The organism is Bacillus sp. M6-12 (assembly GCF_002860285.1).
GTDB lineage: Bacteria > Bacillota > Bacilli > Bacillales > DSM-1321 > Peribacillus.
The window spans coordinates 314,649-331,377 of the sequence record NZ_PGVF01000006.1 but is presented as its reverse complement, the minus strand read 5'-3'; the positions used below and the strand labels follow the sequence as shown (position 1 = coordinate 331,377).

Sequence of the window (16,729 nt, the reverse complement as noted above, 5' to 3'; positions counted from 1 at the left end):
CATCTTTCGATACCAACTGAACCTTTTTCAATCATTAAATGGATGCTTTTGAACAAAAACCGTAAAATATTCATACTGAAATATACCTATCTCTTTTGAAGCTGCCGCAGTGTTCCTTGTCTGTTCTCCAGGGTTTAAATGGGAAAAACTGCTGGACGCTGTAATGTTATACTCTTTTTTATAAAATATAAAAACCCAGCATTTGCTGAGTTTTCAATAGGATTTATACTTTTGTAATTCGATTAACTTGTTTTTGGATATCTTTGCATTTTTAGTGTAATTTTTAAAATATCCAATATAGCTTTGTTTATTGAGTTTGATGACTTCTAAATAATCCATATTTATTATGTATGACCTGTGGCAGCCAATAAACCTTTCATCAAGAACTTGACATAAACTAGTAAGGGCTTCATAAGTTTCGAATTTTTTACTAGTCGTATGAATAACTGACTTTCTGCCAATCCTCTCAATAAAGATGATCTCCATTAATGGGATGAAGATAATATTATTAGACTGTTTAATCATTAAATCCCTTTTTACTGACGGACGGGCGCTCTCTATAGTTTGACTGATCTCATGTGTTGAACCCGGTAATTGTTCCGTCACGTTAATAGACGACCCTATTACCTCCACTACTTCTCCGTTACTTAGGACTGGCCGTAAAGAACCCACATGATAAACTCCTTCAATCTTACTTTCATAATGAACATAATTACCGTCCCATGCCTTAAGGTAGTATTGATGTTTAGTGGCCGCATAATCATCCGGAAAAAAATCATGTAATGTTTTCCCAATAATATCGCCCGGAGTAAAGCCTAGATTATAAAGTAATTTTCCCTCACACATCGTATGAATAAAAACATCACCCTGTTTTATAAACTTATAAACCATACCAGTTTTATTTGCATTTATTTGTTTAATATATCCAAAATCACTCATTCTATATCTCCATTACTTTTAAAAAAAGATTTGTTAATTTTACTTATTCACTAGTAGCTAATATATATAAAAACACCAAAGCAATTTTCACCAGGTCATTAAATTTTATTTCAATTAAGTATGATGTATTGGTGTTTTTTAAAATACATTCCAGTAAATATTAAGTAAGTTATGATGTCAGTAGAATAATTAATATTATAAATTATTAGAGAATACACATGGATTGTCTACTGGAAAATTCTAACTTAAGAGCTATATCATTCTAAGGCTCTATGTTATTATCAGTGATTATTTACGAAATCTCCTTTTCAAAGAGGGACAGCTAAGGAAAAAAGTAAACATAAATATTGTATCTATTTGACTCTACCGTTAAATAAGCACCTATCATCATAAGTGTATTTTTATGACTAGTTATCTCTAGAGAAAATTCACTATTTCGTAATTTTTTATATATAATCAATTAGTGCCTACCGATATAGTTAACATAGAAAATATAGGAATAATTGGGGTATGAAATGAAACCTTTTAAATTGAATATGCAATTTCTTAGTCTTTCATTATTAGCTTTTGCCATGGTGGGGACATGGATTGGAACTGCTATTTCTGGATTGTTAGTAAGTAAACAAAACTTGGAGAAGAATTATTTAATAGAAAATCAATATTATGCACAAAAATTGGCCATTACGACGGATGCTCTTTTTAGTAATATGTTTAAAAGTCTAACTATGGAGTCACATGACAAGGAATATTTATCAATTGATTCAAAAACGATATATAAAGAATTAAAGCATACGTTAGATTCTACTACTTTTTTTAATTCTATATTGTTTATCAATCAAACAGGACACATTGTTGCATCAGCTCCAGATATGTCTGTAATGGGTAAACAGCTGAATACCATTGGAGTAAAGGAAGCCTTGAATCAAAAAGCACCCTTAATATCTAAGCCGTATGTTGGTGTGACGGGGAATCTCATATTGCTTATTTCTGTCCCTGTTTTTGATGACAATGGGACATATAAAGGGTTTCTTGCTGGAACCATTCATCTACAGGAAAAAAATAGCCTAAAAAGAGTTCTTGGTCAGCATCCAAAACATCAAAATGATTCATATGTATATGTAGTGGATTCTGCGGGGAATATCATTTATCACCCTGATGAAAAAAGAATTAATACAAACGCAATAGAAAACAAAGCCGTACAGCAAGCTTTAAAAGGAGAAAATGGAAATCAAGAGGTTATGAATACAAGGGGGATACCAATGCTCGCCGGGTACGCGTTTTCTGCCAGCAACTGGGGGATTATATCTCAAACTCCTAAAAAGTCCGTGATGGAACCTACTTTGGAAATGGCCAAACAAGTAAGCCTAACTGCGATTCCGTTTATGATATTTGTATTTCTACTGTCCATTATCATGTTAAAAAAAATTATAAAACCTGTAAGGGATTTAGCCGTGTATGCACAAAAAATCTCAGAAAATAATTCCGTCCCAGTACCCCGTATACCCGCATGGTATTTTGAGTTAAAAGAATTAAAACGAACGATTTTATTAACAGTTGATTTTTATCAAAAACAACTTCAATATGCAGAAAATGAATCAAATCTGGACCCCTTAACTGGTTACTATAATCGCAGGTCTTTAGAAAAGACACTTGAATATTTAGAAATGTACTCCATCATTTTATTTGATATTGACCGTTTTAAAAAAGTGAACGACCAATATGGACACCAAATGGGTGATGAAGTATTAAAGTATATTGCCAAAATGGTTAAAGAAGAAACCAGGAAAAAGGATTTATGTTTCCGTATTGGCGGGGAAGAGTTTTTGATTGTACTGCCAGAGACCAATATTAAAATTGCTCAAACAATTGCAGAACGAATAAGAATAAAGGCTGAAACGACACCTAGCCCTACAGGATATTGCGTTACAGTCTCTATTGGAATAGGAAATTTACCTAAAACAGCTAACAATTTTTCGGATTTATTTAACTTAACTGACCAAGCTCTCTATAAAGCAAAGCAAGAGGGAAGAAACAAAATTGTCATTGCAAATAACGAATAGGGAGTAATGAAAAAAGAGCTTTTAAAAAGCAAAAATACCCACCTAATGGTGAGTATTATCGAATAGCAATCTTCATACATAAGTTTTCTATGTGGAAAACTTATGTTTTATGTTAAACAATTAAATGTAACTTTAAGCATAAGTTTGCCAAAATTTAATTAAATAATTGCCAAGCCCCGTCCTTACTGACTTTTTTGCCCATTGGCAATATTACTTGCACAGAAAAAAAGGCCTCATGTATTAATCGAAGGTCTTTTTTCTACCTATGACAAGCATTTTACTCATGACGATTTTATGGTCTAAATTAAGTTTGTGTCCTCCATTGACACATTACTTCATTTTTTTATCTGCTTATCTCTAATGGTTCAATATTGTAAAGAGTTGTACTTTGTAAATAAACTTCTCCTGTTTCAACAAGGTCAAATTCCATAAAAATCCCCTTCATGGTTTATAGCTTTGAGTGCGATATCCTTTAACAATTACAGGAATTCTACCCTGCTCCCGTGTTGAAGAAGTACAAAAAAATAGCGTTAATCCCTTTTGGACCAACGCTGCCTTTAGATAAGTAATTAATTTTATCACATATTAAAATTCCTTCCTTAGACCGATAAATCTCATCCAAATACATTCCTTCACTTGGGGATGGCATCAATAATCCTGCTCACCTCCTTAATGTTCTGAAACTATTTTTCTTCTTGCCCACTTTTTCGAAAGGATTCCATGTTTCGGGGAAAGAAGGAATACGAGAAAAAAGATTCCGCCAGCCACGCTAATCATGGACCCGGCAATAGAAGCATCCAACAGATAGGCAATATAATAACCAGCTATTGAACTAACAGCTCCGACTCCCATACTGATGCCAATCATTTTTCCCAGGCTTTCTGTAAGCAAATAGGCAGTTGCAGCAGGAACAATGATCATACCTACCACAAGAATGGCACCAACACTTTCAAATGAAGCAACCGTTGAAATCGATACCAGGCCCATCAGCAAGTAATGGAATAATGCTACTGGTATTCCGAGCGCTGCTGCCAGAGCAGGGTCGAAGGAGCAGATTTTAAACTGCTTGTAAAACAGCCCGACTGCCAGCACATTTAAAAGGAAGCTGGAACCAATTCCCCATACAGCCCTGGGTCCGAGATTATAGCCATTAATCATGAATGTATCCCAGGGGGCATAGGCAATTTCGCCATAAAGGACACAGTCAAGGTCCAAATCCACCTGCCTGGTAAAAGTGCTGACCAGGACAACCCCCACCGCAAATAAAGCTGTAAATACAACACCGATGGAAGCATCCGATTGAACACCTGAATTTGTGAACATTTGAATCAGGAAGACGGTGACAAGGCCAATGGCCGCTGCTCCCATCATCATGACGAAAGAATCCCTTGTACCGCTGACAAGAAAAGCCAGAGCAATGCCAGGCAGGACGGAATGACTAATGGCGTCTCCAATCATCGACATTTTTCTTAAGACGAGGAAGCATCCCAGGATACTGCAGGACCAGGCTACCAATATTCCAATTAGAATAATCCACAAGTCATTCATAAAGACCCCTCCTTCACTTTTTTCCGGTACAGTTTCTTCTCTTCATAGTCCTTTTTCGCCGCTGCCTGCATCAGGCTTTTTGTAATTATTCCCCGCCGCGGTGCAAAGACAACTGAAAATATAAAGATGATAGTTGCAGACAGTACTGCAAGGGGCCCGGTTGGCAGATTATTGGCCATTGTGCTTATCACCGTACCCGCAAAGCCGCTCAGTGCTCCAAACAATCCAGACAGAAGAACCATGACATGCAGTTTTTCTGTCCAATATCGTGCTGCTACTGCTGGTGTTATCAATAGCGCTGCCATCAGGACGACGCCAACTGCCTGAATACCCACAACCACTGCAGTCACGATAAGGAGCATGATAAATTGGTCCAGGAGCATGGTTGGCAGCCCAATTCCTTTTGCAAACCCGGGGTCGAAGGACAAAAGCTTAAATTCCTTGAAGAACAGGAAGGATAAAGCAGCCAGAATGATGCTGATGCTGGCCATCGTGTGTACATCCGATTGGACCATGGATGCAGCCTGCCCGAATAAAAATTTGTCAAGCCCGCTTTGATTCCCGCTGTCGCCGTGCTGGATTTGTGTCAAGAGGACAATTCCGAAACCAAAAAACACTGTTAATATAATCCCCAGTGCCGAGTCTTGTTTGATCCGGGAATTCCTTGTGATATAGCCAATCAGAAAAGTGGCAATGACCCCAGCGACTGCTGCTCCGATCAAGAAAAAGAAAATCGATTTGGTCCCTGTCAACATAAAGGCAATGCATACACCAGGGAGGGATGCATGGGACAGGGCATCCCCCATCAGCGACTGCTTCCGCAAATAGGCAAAACTCCCAATCATGCCGCTGCTTAGCCCCAGAAGCATCGACCCAAGCAAAATCCATTGTGTATTTGGATCCTGAAATAGTTCAATCCAGTTCATTATTTTCACACTCCTCAGCTGATAATAATGGGCGCTTCTTCTTTTTCAAGCATTGTCAGCTTGCCTCCATATGTTTCCTGAAGCATCTCTTTTGTAAATAGTTCTGCAGTAGGCCCGATTCCAATCAGCTCTTTGTTCAAGAGCATAATCCAGTCAAAATACTCTTTTACCGTATTCAAATCATGATGGACCACCAAAACGGTTTTTCCCTGATTTTTTAAGTTGTTTAGCAAAGTGATAATTGCCTTTTCTGTTGCTGCATCCACTCCAACAAATGGTTCATCCATAAAGTAAAGTTCTGCATCCTGTGCAAGTGCCCGAGCCAAAAAGACGCGCTGCTGCTGACCTCCAGAAAGCTGGCTGATTTGCCTTTGTGCAAATTCTCCCATTCCTACTTTTTCAAGACATTGCATGGCAATAGTGGTGTCATTTCTTCCTGGCCGTTTAAACCAGCCTAAATGGCCATAGCGTCCCATAGTCACTACATCAAGTGCATCTGTAGGAAAATCCCAGTCAACCGATTCCCGTTGCGGGACATATCCTACTTTCTTCCGGTTCTTTTTGTATGAATCTCCAAAAATCTCAACCGTGCCGGATATGGACGGGATCAATTCCAGAATTGCTTTGATCAAGGTTGATTTCCCGGCGCCATTGGGGCCGATAATTCCAATCAGCTTTCCTTCGGGGACAGTAAAAGAAATATCCGTCAACACAGCCTTCTTTTGATAGGCAACCGTCAGATTGCTTACTTTTACGGGTGAAATCATCTTCTTCATCTCCTTACTTTAATGATTGGACTATGGTATCAACATTGTGCCTTACCATGCCTATATAGGTGCCTTCCACTGTGCCTTCTTCTCCCATTGCGTCAGAGAACAGTTCCCCGCCGATTTTTACATCATGGCCTTTTTCTTTTGCTCCTTCAATAACAGCTTCGATGGCTTTCTTGGGGACACTTGATTCAACAAAGACTGCTTTAACTTTATTTTCAACCAGATAATCTCTCAGACTGCTGACATCCTTTGATCCATACTCCGATGCTGTGCTGATTCCCTGAAGTCCCATTACTTTAATGTCATAGGCATCCCCGAAATAACCAAATGCATCGTGGGCTGTTACAAGGACCCTTGCTTCTTCCGGGATGGTTGCGATTTGTTCTCTTGCATACTCGTCAAGCTCCTCCAGCTTTTTGATATACTCATTGGCATTCTGTTGGTACTCCTGTTTATTGTCGGGGTCAAAATTGGCCAATTCGTCCCTAACCGTTTTGGTAGCTGAAATCCAATGCCTGACATTGAACCAGACATGCGGGTCATGTGCGTTTGCATCATCCCCCCACCCGCGCAATTCAGATTCTGGTATATCCTTTGTTACCGCAATAGTTGGCTTCTCGGCTTCCATTTTTTCAAAAATATCAACCATTTTCCCTTCAAGGTGGAGCCCGTTGTAAAAAATCATGTCCGCTTCATCAAGCTTTTTGATGTCGCCCTGAGATGCCTTGTAAAGATGAGGGTCAACCCCGGATTTCATTAAACCGACAGCTTCAACATGCTCACCTCCAACATTTTTCACAATATCTGCAATCATTCCGATTGTGACTGTTACTTTGATTTTGCCGTCATCATCCTTGTTTGCTTTTGTGCCAGAACAGCCAGCAAGCACTAATCCAATTGCCGCAAACATCAATACTGTAGCCTTGATTTTCTTAAACATGGGCCTTTCCTCTTTTCTAAATTTTTGTCTTTAACCACTAAATTTTACTTAAGGCAACTTTTTTCCCAAAAAAAATGGTCTTTCCCCAGAAAACATTACTGCAATTTTAATGTCGCCATTCACGCTAGCACTTCATCTCACCACCTCCTCAATCTGAAAATGATTTGGGTTAATCCGGTTAAAATCCTCTTCACTTAATACTCCCAAAAGCTTGCAGAGAAAAGAATAAGTAAAGATTTTCTTTTTTATACGAATCGATCCCTTCATGTTTGTATCCTCCCCGCTTTATTTTTAACTATATTCGCCAACCGCCAAAAAGTTTCCTTTATCCAAAATAAATTATTTAAGGAAATTTTTTTATGCGGGCAGGAAGGTATTTCTTGTATAGGGAGTAAATTGGTCACCACGTCTCTCTAAATTGTGCTACAATCATTAAATTAGTTTGGTTTTTTGGAGGAAGCTAAAAATGATGACACAATCATTCTTGCAATTAAATACAATTTTTATCAGTATTCTAATAGAAGCTTTTCCCTTTGTTCTAATTGGGGTATTATTGGCTGGCATTATTCAAATGTTTGTATCTGAACAAATGATTGCCAGGATGATGCCGAAAAACCCCATTTTGGCCATTTTGTTCTCGATTCTGATTGGCGCGCTCTTTCCAGCCTGTGAATGCGGGATTGTTCCGGTTGTGCGAAGACTGATTGGAAAAGGAGTTCCTTCCTATGCGGGTATTGCTTTTATGCTTACAGCGCCTGTCATTAATCCGATTGTTTTATTTTCATCATATATCGCCTTTGGAAACAGCTGGGAAATCATGCTTTACCGCGGAGGGCTTGCAGTCGTTGTGGCTTTTATTGTCGGCCTCCTTTTATTCTGGCATTACAAGGATGATTCCATTTTGCTTAATCCGGCCATTTTGACCGATGAGGATGTTTCAGTCATGGGAAAAATCAAAGGGACTCTCAACCATGCTGTCGAGGAATTCTTCTCTGTTGGGAAATATCTTATTCTTGGCGCTTTTGTCGCCGCTGCCATGCAGACCTATGTGAAAACATCGACCCTGCTGGCAATTGGACAGAATGAAGCTTCCGGCTCTTTGGTTATGATGGGCCTTGCGTTTGTCCTTTCCCTCTGTTCGGAAGCTGATGCATTTATTGCTTCCTCGTTCCGAACAACCTTTTCCACCGGCTCCCTGGTTGCATTCCTAGTATTCGGCCCAATGGTGGATATTAAAAACACTTTAATGATGCTAAGTGCATTTAAGAAGAAATCCGTATTCCTTATCATTCTGTATATATCAATGCTTGTTTTCATAGGATCTCTATTTTTTTAGGAGGGTAGAAAAATGCTAAGGTCAATCATTTTAATGGGATACGCTTTCCTGTTTTTTCATCTGCACGCAACAGGTCAATTATCACAATATATTAATATGAAGTACTCCTATCTTTCCTTTATCGCAATCTTCATCTTTATTTTGCTGTTAATTGTCGAGTTTATTAATTTGCTGAAGGACTCAAAGGAAGAAGATGGATTAGACCAGGGGAGCTGTGCACACAGCCATGCGCACGAACACGACCACTCTTGCTGCGGGCATGACCATAGCCACGATGAGGATAAACCTAAATGGGTAAAAGGATTAATTTATGCGGTCTTTTTTGTCCCGCTGATCACTGGATTATTCTTCCCGGTGGCCAAATTGGATTCAAATATTGTGAAGGCGAAAGGTTTTCACTTTCCCGGTTTTGAAAATCCTGACCAGTATTCCCAAACTCAATACCTAAGGCCTGATACAAGTGTTTATTATGGGGCTGATGGTTATAGAAAACTGATGGATGAAGATTTAAAAAAATTCAGTTCAGGTTCCTCCGTTGTATTAAATGACAAAAATTATTTGAACGGGATGGAAACTCTTTATAACTTCCCTGGTGAATTTATGGGCAAAACGCTGCAGTTGGAAGGATTCGTCTTTCATGGGGAAACCTCGAATAAGAATCAACTATTTGTCCTGCGATTTGGGATTATTCACTGCATCGCAGATTCGGGGGTATACGGAATGCTCGTGGAATTTCCTGAAGAAATGGACTTAAAGGATGATGACTGGATCCGAGTAAAAGGCACATTATCGACCGTTTATTACCAGCCATTTAAAACAACGATCCCTGCCCTTAACATTAAAGATTGGTCCAAAATAAAAGAGCCGGAAGATACCTATGTCTATCGAACTTATTAGAGTAGGAGGGTGTGACTAACCCCCAACCTCTCACACCACCGTACGTACCGTTGGGCAAATGGCGGTTCCATTAAGATTGAAGCAGTGATTCATAACGAAAATATAGTCTGTTAAGCCCTCGGTGACTCCAGTAGGGGTTTCCGAGGGTTTTGTGTAGAATAGGACTACATGCAATTTTCAATAAGGGGTTCAAACAACGCACCCCTGTTGAATAAGGCATTCAACAAAACAAGGCGGTCATCCCCCTGGATCACCGTTTGTCATTTTATGATATTTTTATTCTGTATAGTTCTTCTTTATCCTGCTGAAACTAATACCTTTGTCCATAATAATAAAAGAAATGCTCAGAGCCATTAAAACTCTGAGCATTTTTGTATCCATTCAAACTTTCAAAATAATTTTAAACATAATATTGTCAAAGCGTTTTTAAGCATAAGTTTGTCATTGTTGCAAAGATATGCTTAAAGTTACATTAAAATTCATGCCACCAAATTTATGTATGGTGGAGACGGTGGGAGTCGAACCCACGTCCAGACATAACGGCACCTAAGCTTCTACGAGTGTAGTCGACATATTGGCATTTCGCTTACCCGGCGGCCTATCGACAGGCTTTGGGGCAGCTAGTCTGGTTGTTCTCTTCCTTCATCCTCAGACGGTGGAATCCGGCGTAGCCCACTTAGAGTGAGTCCCTTACCCTACCACATGGGCAATGGAGGGAGGAACCGCAATCAACTGTTATTAAGCAGCGAAAGCGAAGTTGTTGTTTTGTTTGCCAGTTATAGGCTTTGACGTTTTAACGAGGCCGATCCCCTCGACTCGCAACCTAAGCTCGAACTATCCCTGTCGAATCCGTAGCGTCCCCATGATATGGCTGCTGCGTCTTAGGCAACAACGAATGGAGTTTACGAAGAATGAATAGCCAGCTTGTTTGCTGATATTCAATTATGTCTTACATTTATTATTATAACATATTTTCGTTATTTTTCAATTGTAAGGTCCTGTAAACAGCTACATCTTCTGCCGTTCACGCAAAGCCCTCTCGATTTCACGGTTCGCATCCTTTTTCTTCAGTGTTTCCCGTTTATCGAAATTCTTTTTCCCTTTACCAAGGCCAATTAGAACTTTAGCAAATCCGTTTTTTAAATAGACCTTTAATGGAACGATTGTATAGCCAGCTTCCTTTGTTTCGCCAATCAGCTGGTTAATCTGCTTTCGGTGCAATAACAGCTTCCTCGTCCTTAACGGATCGTGGTTGAACCTGTTACCCTGTTCATAAGGGCTTATATGCATGTTATGGAGAAACAGTTCCCCGCGCTCGATTCTCGCAAAGGCGTCCTTAAGGTTTAATCTTCCTGCCCGGATTGCTTTAATCTCGGTTCCCTGAAGTACAATTCCAGCTTCATAGGTCTCTTCTATAAAATAATCATGGTATGCTTTTTTATTTTGTGCTACTTGCTTGCCCTCACCCTTTGGCATCTAAACTCCCCCTACATCGAAAGCGCCTTGTGAAACTGTATTTTGTTGCAACAATCATAGAATATTCGTTCGGCGCTGCAGCTAAACATCCTTTTGTAAAAAGGTACTGTTTTTCTTTTAAACATGATATCAAATTTTAAGGATATCGGCAATTTAAGCGAGTTCTGCAAAAGGAGAAGAGCCTGCTGGAGGACAGGCTCTTACCTTTTTTAAAATATCATCTTATCTTTTCTTTGGACGCTTGCTTTTCCGTTTGGCAGCAGGAGCATTTTCATAGTATTTCTTTGTGCGCTTAGGCTTATCAGAAGCAGATCCGCTTCCAGTACGCCCTCCGCCGTTATTTCTGCCGCCGCCACTTCCTCTTCCTTCGCTTTTACCGCCTCGGTCATCCTTTCGCCGCTTCCGGTCGCTTGGAGCCGCCCGGAAGATTCGTTTCTCCGTATCCTCACGCCTTCTGTTATCTTTCATGCCGGCGATTTCAAAATCAATCGCGCGTTCATCTTTATTAACATTGACAACACGAATTGAAATTTCGTCCCCAATACGGAACACCTTGCCTGAACGCTCACCAATCATGGCCAAATGCCGCTCATCGAAACGGTAGTAATCGTCGGACATCGCGCTTACATGGATAAGACCTTCAATGGTATTAGGCAATTCCACGAACATGCCAAAGTTGGTTACAGAAGAGATAATGCCATCATATTCTTCACCAATTTTATCAAGCATATATTCCGACTTCTTCAGGTCGTCTGTTTCCCGTTCAGCATCTACTGCGCGCCGCTCCCGATTGGAAGTATGATCAGCAATTTCCGGCAGCCTGGCATCCCACTTCGCCTGGGTTGATTCATCAATCTTCCCCTCAATCAGATAGGTACGGATTAATCTGTGTACAATCAGATCGGGATAGCGCCGGATTGGTGATGTAAAATGTGTATAATAGTCGGTTGACAATCCAAAGTGTCCAAGGCTCTCCGGATCGTATTTCGCCTGCTGCATGGAACGAAGCATAACCGTTGAGATTACCATTTCTTCCGGTTTTCCTTCAACCGCTTCAATAATTTCCTGAAGCGCTCGTGGATGGACAGAGTTCGCTGTTCCCCTCACTAAATATCCAAAATTCGTAATGAACTCAAAGAAGCGGTGGAGTTTTTCTTCCTTAGGATCTTCATGGATACGGTAAATAAACGGCACTTCCATCCAGTGAAAATGCTCAGCCACCGTTTCGTTTGCCGCCAGCATGAATTCCTCAATTAGCCGCTCAGCCACTGAACGCTCGCGGAGAACCACATCTGTCGGTTGTCCTTCCTCATCGACAAGCACTTTTGCTTCCTTAAAGTCGAAATCGATGGCACCGCGGCGCATGCGCTTATCCCGGAGAATCTGAGCAAGCTCTTCCATTTCACGGAACATTGGAACGATCGGCTCATACCGTTTCAGCAATTCTTCATCATTTTCGACCAAAATCTTATTCACATCGCCATAAGTCATACGTTCCACAGTCTTAATGACACTCTGGAATATTTCATGATTCACGACTTCACCCTGAGGCGTAATTTCCATTTCACAAGTTAATGTCAGCCTGTCTACCTGTGGATTTAAGGAACAGATTCCATTGGAAAGACGGTGCGGGATCATCGGAATAACACGGTCCACTAAATATACACTTGTTCCGCGTTCAAACGCTTCTCTGTCAATCGGCGAGTTTTCGGTAACATAATAGGAAACATCGGCAATCGAAACGCCAAGCTTATAATTGCCATTATCCAGCCGCTTAACGGTAACGGCATCATCCAGATCCTTTGCGTCCGCGCCATCGATAGTTACAAGCGTTTGATCACGCAGGTCACGCCTGTTCTCCAGTTCGCTTTCATCAATTGTATCAGGTGTATCAATTGCCTGCTGCAGCACATCATCAGGAAATTCAAGCGGCAGCCCATGCTTGTAAATAACCGAAAGGATATCGACCCCAGGGTCATTTTTATGGCCTAGGATCTCGATAACTTCTCCTTCTGCACTTGTACGCCCTTCAGGATAAGCGGTAAGCCGGACGACTACCTTATGGCCTTCTACGGCGCCGCCGGAAGCATTTTTTGGAATAAATATATCATTGGCAATTTTTTTATCATCAGGAACAACAAAGCCAAAGTGCTTGCTCTCTACGTATGTACCGACCACTTCAGAAATGCCACGTTCGACTATTTTTTCTATTGTTCCTTCTTTTCTTGTACCATTTGACTCTGTTGAAACCCTGACGAGCACGATATCGCCATGCATTGCATTCTTCGTTTCATTTGGCGGGATAAAAATGTCATCCATTCCTGGCTCTTCAGGCACCACAAAGGCAAATCCCTTTGCATGTCCTGTAATCTTGCCGCGGATTAGATTCATTTTTTCCGGGAGCCCGTAACGATTGCTGCGCGTGCGGACAACGAGTCCCTTTTCCTCCATATGCACTAATGCTTTAACAAAATCCTTAAAATCAATTGAATCCTGAACTTCCAATGCCTGTTCAAGTTCCTGGACTGTCAATGGCTTATATGCTTCCTCCTTCATATAGGAAAGAAGCCTGTCAACATGCTGGCGGATACTATCCTCCATATAAAAACCTCCTTTTAAAGGTATGAATTCACGAGAGGACGCTCCTTATTCCTGCCAATCAAGCGATTCCAAAAACTGATAGACATCCTCATGAAGCTGGTCACGTTCCTTATCTAAGGTGATAACATGGCCCGATTCTTCATACCATTTTATTTTCTTATTTTCTGCTTCTACTTCGTTATAAATAATATTCGCACTGTCTATATTAATCATACGGTCATGGCGCCCCTGTACAACAAAAGTGGGCGTATATATTTCATCGACATGAGCGCGTACATCAGCGATGAGTTCCTGAAGGGCCTTAAGAGTATCCATCGGCGCAAAAGCCTTCATTTCACTCTCAACTTGTTCCTCGCTTTTTCCTTCTCTTTTTTTAAATTCTCTCGCGTACTCCAAAACTCCTTTATACATCGTTTCTTCACTTTTTATATACATTGGTGCACACATTGGTACGATACCCTTTACAGGTACAGTGTAACCTAATTTCAGGGAAAAAACCCCTCCAAGTGACAGGCCGGCTACAGCAATTTCCTGATGACCTTTGCTTTTCAAAAAGTCATAAGCCATCATGACATCCTTCCACCAATCACGCGGCCCAGAATGAACCAATTCCTCTGGCGGTACTCCATGTCCTTTATATTGAGGTGCATGGCATGTATATCCCCGGCTTTCCAAATAGCGGCCAAGCATCCGGACATCTGCAGAATTCCCGGTAAAACCGTGGAGAAGCAGAATAGCCCGCTTGCCTCCTTCAAATGTGAATGGCTGCGGCATTTTAACTCTCATATATATAACTCCCTTTATTCTTGTTGTTAAGTTTTCAGGTGATTTCAGATTCTATATAGAATCCCACTGAAGCAACAGTTTAATCAAACGATTGATTAAGCTTCGATCCTCCTTCTTCTATTTAAGCAAAGATTTTCATTGGATGCTAATTCAACGCATACAGAAAAGCGTAAGTGCCCGGACAAAAGGAACGTCGACGCCAGCACATCCCTTCTAAGGATGAACGGCTAAGTTCGCCCCGTCCTGGGGCAACGCCGTTCTGACCCACATCCTGTGGGCCTAAGCACAAGACAAGCCCTGACAGAAGGCGCTTTTTGCCTTCGGAAGTGATTGGCTTATAACCTCATAAATAAATTAAAACAGTTGTTATCAGCACTCTTAATCATGTCAAAACCTATCTTTTTCAATTTAATTTGAACACCATGATAGAGAGAGAAAAATTCAACAGTATGCAAAAAACCCGGCAGATGCCGGGTACTTCCATGATGTATATATCCCTGTTTTAGGATTATAGTTTTAGATATGTTACAGCCAACGTTAAAACAAAGAATAAAACAGCTAAAACAACAGTGATACGATGAAGCACCAAATCAATGCCTCGAGCTTTTTGCTTGCCAAAAAGCTGTTCAGCACCTCCAGCAATAGCACCTGAAAGCCCCGCGCTTTTTCCGGATTGAAGCAATACCACTACAATAAGTGCGATACAAACAATAACTAAAAGTGTAACCAGAACTGCGTGCACGAAGTTCCACCTCCCGAAACAAATAAACATTACTCTAACTTTACCATACATAGAGCCAGACTACAATGGAGATTTGCATCGCAGTAATTCGCCTTTATAAAAGTTAAAAATTATTTAAGGCTATGATAAAGTTCATTGTTGATTTTGGTGTTGATAGGAGCAAAAAGCGCGAGACTCCTCGAAAATGTTTCGCATTTCCTTCAGGCGGTGTTCTCCCAGTATTAGTGTACCCGGGGAAAGCGGACCAAGGGAGACCGCAAGCGTGGATGCCGAGGAGGCTCCCGACCGACACTAGAGCGGGAATCAACAGGCAGTTTCAGAGCTCTTTTTAGAAAGAAAGCCTAGGTATAAAAAAATCTGCCATCACGTCTGACGGCAGATTTTTTATAAGATATTACTTCTTCAAGTTATAGAATGACTTTAGTCCATCATATACCGCTAATTCACCAAGCTCATCTTCAATGCGAAGCAATTGGTTGTATTTAGCAATACGGTCTGTACGGGACATAGAGCCTGTTTTGATTTGGCCTGCATTAAGGGCAACAGCGATGTCAGCGATTGTGGCATCTTCTGTTTCACCTGAACGGTGGGAAACAACTGCAGTGTAGCCTGCGCGCTTAGCCATTTCGATCGCATCAAAAGTTTCTGTAAGTGTACCGATTTGGTTAACCTTGATTAGGATTGAGTTAGCAATTCCTTTTTCAATACCTTCAGAAAGTTTCTTTGTGTTTGTAACGAACAGATCATCACCAACTAATTGAACACGGTCGCCAAGGCGGTCAGTTAATAGCTTGTGGCCATCCCAGTCGTTTTCATCAAGACCATCTTCAATTGAGATAATCGGAAATTCATTCACCAATTCCTCATAGAAGCTGACCATTTCTTCAGAGCTTAAGCCAGTGCGGCCTTCACCAGCAAGGTCGTATTTACCTGTTTCTTTGTTAAAGAACTCAGAAGAAGCAACGTCCATGCCAAGAAGGACGTCGTTTCCAGGCTCATAGCCAGCCTTCTTGATCGCTTCAATGATAACTTCCAATGCTTCACGGTTAGAGCCAAGGTTTGGAGCGAATCCGCCTTCGTCACCTACAGCTGTGTTAAGTCCTTTTGAAGAAAGAACGGATTTCAATGAATGGAATACTTCGGCACCCATGCGGATTGCTTCTTTAAATGTAGGTGCTCCTACAGGAAGGATCATGAATTCTTGGAAGTCCACATTGTTATCAGCATGTGATCCGCCGTTGATGATATTCATCATTGGAGTTGGAAGCTGCTTTGCATTTGCTCCGCCAAGGTAACGGTACAAAGGAAGGCCAACTGATTCTGCCGCAGCATGGGCACATGCCATGGAAACACCAAGAATTGCGTTAGCTCCTAGCTTGCCCTTGTTTTCAGTTCCGTCCAATTCTATCATCGTACGGTCAATTCCTACCTGGTCAGTTACGTCCATGCCAATGATGGCTTCAGCGATTTCTTCATTAACGTTTTCTACCGCTTGTAACACACCTTTGCCGAGGTAACGGGATTTATCTCCGTCACGAAGCTCTACTGCTTCATATTCACCAGTAGAAGCACCGGATGGAACAATTGCTCGGCCGAAAAATCCTGATTCAGTCATTACTTCAACTTCAACTGTCGGATTACCGCGGGAATCCAAAACTTCACGTGCGTATACATAAGAAATAAATGGCATATTAAACTCTCTCCT

At 41.0% G+C, this 16,729-nt stretch carries 14 protein-coding genes and 1 other RNA gene; 3 read left to right on the top strand and 12 right to left on the bottom strand.

Going from position 1 to position 16,729, the window contains the following annotated elements; translation table 11 throughout:
• Window positions 1–213: 213 nt before the first annotated feature.
• Window positions 214–939: a PAS domain-containing transcriptional regulator gene (locus CVD28_RS09850; RefSeq protein ID WP_142384753.1), complete on the bottom strand. Its 726-nt coding sequence runs from the start codon at window positions 937–939 to the stop codon at window positions 214–216.
• 515 nt (window positions 940–1,454) lie between these two features.
• On the opposite strand from CVD28_RS09850, the gene CVD28_RS09845 reads away from it, so the two are divergent.
• A complete protein-coding gene (locus CVD28_RS09845; RefSeq protein ID WP_101592195.1) occupies window positions 1,455–2,999 on the top strand; it encodes a sensor domain-containing diguanylate cyclase in 1,545 nt (514 codons plus the stop codon).
• A 669-nt stretch (window positions 3,000–3,668) separates the two neighbouring features.
• Here the strand turns inward: CVD28_RS09845 and CVD28_RS09840 are convergent.
• From CVD28_RS09840 to CVD28_RS28715, 5 genes are all read right to left on the bottom strand, one after another.
• A complete protein-coding gene (locus tag CVD28_RS09840) occupies window positions 3,669–4,547 on the bottom strand; it encodes a metal ABC transporter permease (protein WP_101592194.1) in 879 nt (292 codons plus the stop codon).
• On the bottom strand, window positions 4,544–5,473 hold the full coding sequence (locus CVD28_RS09835; RefSeq protein WP_101592193.1) for a metal ABC transporter permease: 930 nt from the start codon (window positions 5,471–5,473) through the stop codon (window positions 4,544–4,546). The genes CVD28_RS09840 and CVD28_RS09835 overlap by 4 nt, the downstream gene beginning before the upstream one ends.
• A 14-nt stretch (window positions 5,474–5,487) precedes the next feature.
• Window positions 5,488–6,249 carry a metal ABC transporter ATP-binding protein gene (locus CVD28_RS09830; protein ID WP_101592192.1) on the bottom strand — a complete coding sequence of 254 codons (762 nt, stop codon included), beginning with the start codon at window positions 6,247–6,249 and terminating at the stop codon, window positions 5,488–5,490.
• 4 nt (window positions 6,250–6,253) lie between these two features.
• Complete coding sequence (locus CVD28_RS09825) at window positions 6,254–7,186, bottom strand: metal ABC transporter solute-binding protein, Zn/Mn family (RefSeq protein ID WP_101592191.1); 933 nt, start codon at window positions 7,184–7,186, stop codon at window positions 6,254–6,256.
• Between the two features lie 132 nt (window positions 7,187–7,318).
• A complete protein-coding gene (locus CVD28_RS28715; RefSeq protein ID WP_257985818.1) occupies window positions 7,319–7,453 on the bottom strand; it encodes a hypothetical protein in 135 nt (44 codons plus the stop codon).
• A gap of 199 nt (window positions 7,454–7,652) precedes the next feature.
• On the opposite strand from CVD28_RS28715, the gene CVD28_RS09820 reads away from it, so the two are divergent.
• Window positions 7,653–8,522 carry a permease gene (locus CVD28_RS09820; protein ID WP_101592190.1) on the top strand — a complete coding sequence of 290 codons (870 nt, stop codon included), beginning with the start codon at window positions 7,653–7,655 and terminating at the stop codon, window positions 8,520–8,522.
• Between the two features lie 12 nt (window positions 8,523–8,534).
• Window positions 8,535–9,419 carry a TIGR03943 family putative permease subunit gene (locus CVD28_RS09815; protein ID WP_101592189.1) on the top strand — a complete coding sequence of 295 codons (885 nt, stop codon included), beginning with the start codon at window positions 8,535–8,537 and terminating at the stop codon, window positions 9,417–9,419.
• 500 nt (window positions 9,420–9,919) lie between these two features.
• Here the strand turns inward: CVD28_RS09815 and ssrA are convergent.
• The 6 genes from ssrA to eno all read right to left on the bottom strand — a co-directional run bounded on the left by ssrA (window position 9,920) and on the right by eno (window position 16,714).
• Window positions 9,920–10,281, bottom strand: a transfer-messenger RNA (tmRNA) gene (gene ssrA / locus CVD28_RS09805).
• Between the two features lie 146 nt (window positions 10,282–10,427).
• Window positions 10,428–10,895, bottom strand: a complete 468-nt coding sequence (gene smpB, locus CVD28_RS09800) for an SsrA-binding protein SmpB (RefSeq protein WP_101592188.1) — start codon at window positions 10,893–10,895, stop codon at window positions 10,428–10,430.
• A gap of 222 nt (window positions 10,896–11,117) precedes the next feature.
• The gene (rnr, locus tag CVD28_RS09795) at window positions 11,118–13,496 is read right to left on the bottom strand and encodes a ribonuclease R (protein WP_101592187.1); all 2,379 of its coding nucleotides are present in this window, start codon (window positions 13,494–13,496) and stop codon (window positions 11,118–11,120) included.
• Between the two features lie 45 nt (window positions 13,497–13,541).
• The gene (locus CVD28_RS09790; protein WP_101592186.1) at window positions 13,542–14,282 is read right to left on the bottom strand and encodes an alpha/beta hydrolase; all 741 of its coding nucleotides are present in this window, start codon (window positions 14,280–14,282) and stop codon (window positions 13,542–13,544) included.
• A gap of 508 nt (window positions 14,283–14,790) precedes the next feature.
• A complete protein-coding gene (gene secG, locus CVD28_RS09785; RefSeq protein WP_101592185.1) occupies window positions 14,791–15,024 on the bottom strand; it encodes a preprotein translocase subunit SecG in 234 nt (77 codons plus the stop codon).
• 394 nt (window positions 15,025–15,418) lie between these two features.
• Window positions 15,419–16,714: a phosphopyruvate hydratase gene (eno, locus tag CVD28_RS09780; protein ID WP_101592184.1), complete on the bottom strand. Its 1,296-nt coding sequence runs from the start codon at window positions 16,712–16,714 to the stop codon at window positions 15,419–15,421.
• Window positions 16,715–16,729: the final 15 nt, after the last annotated feature.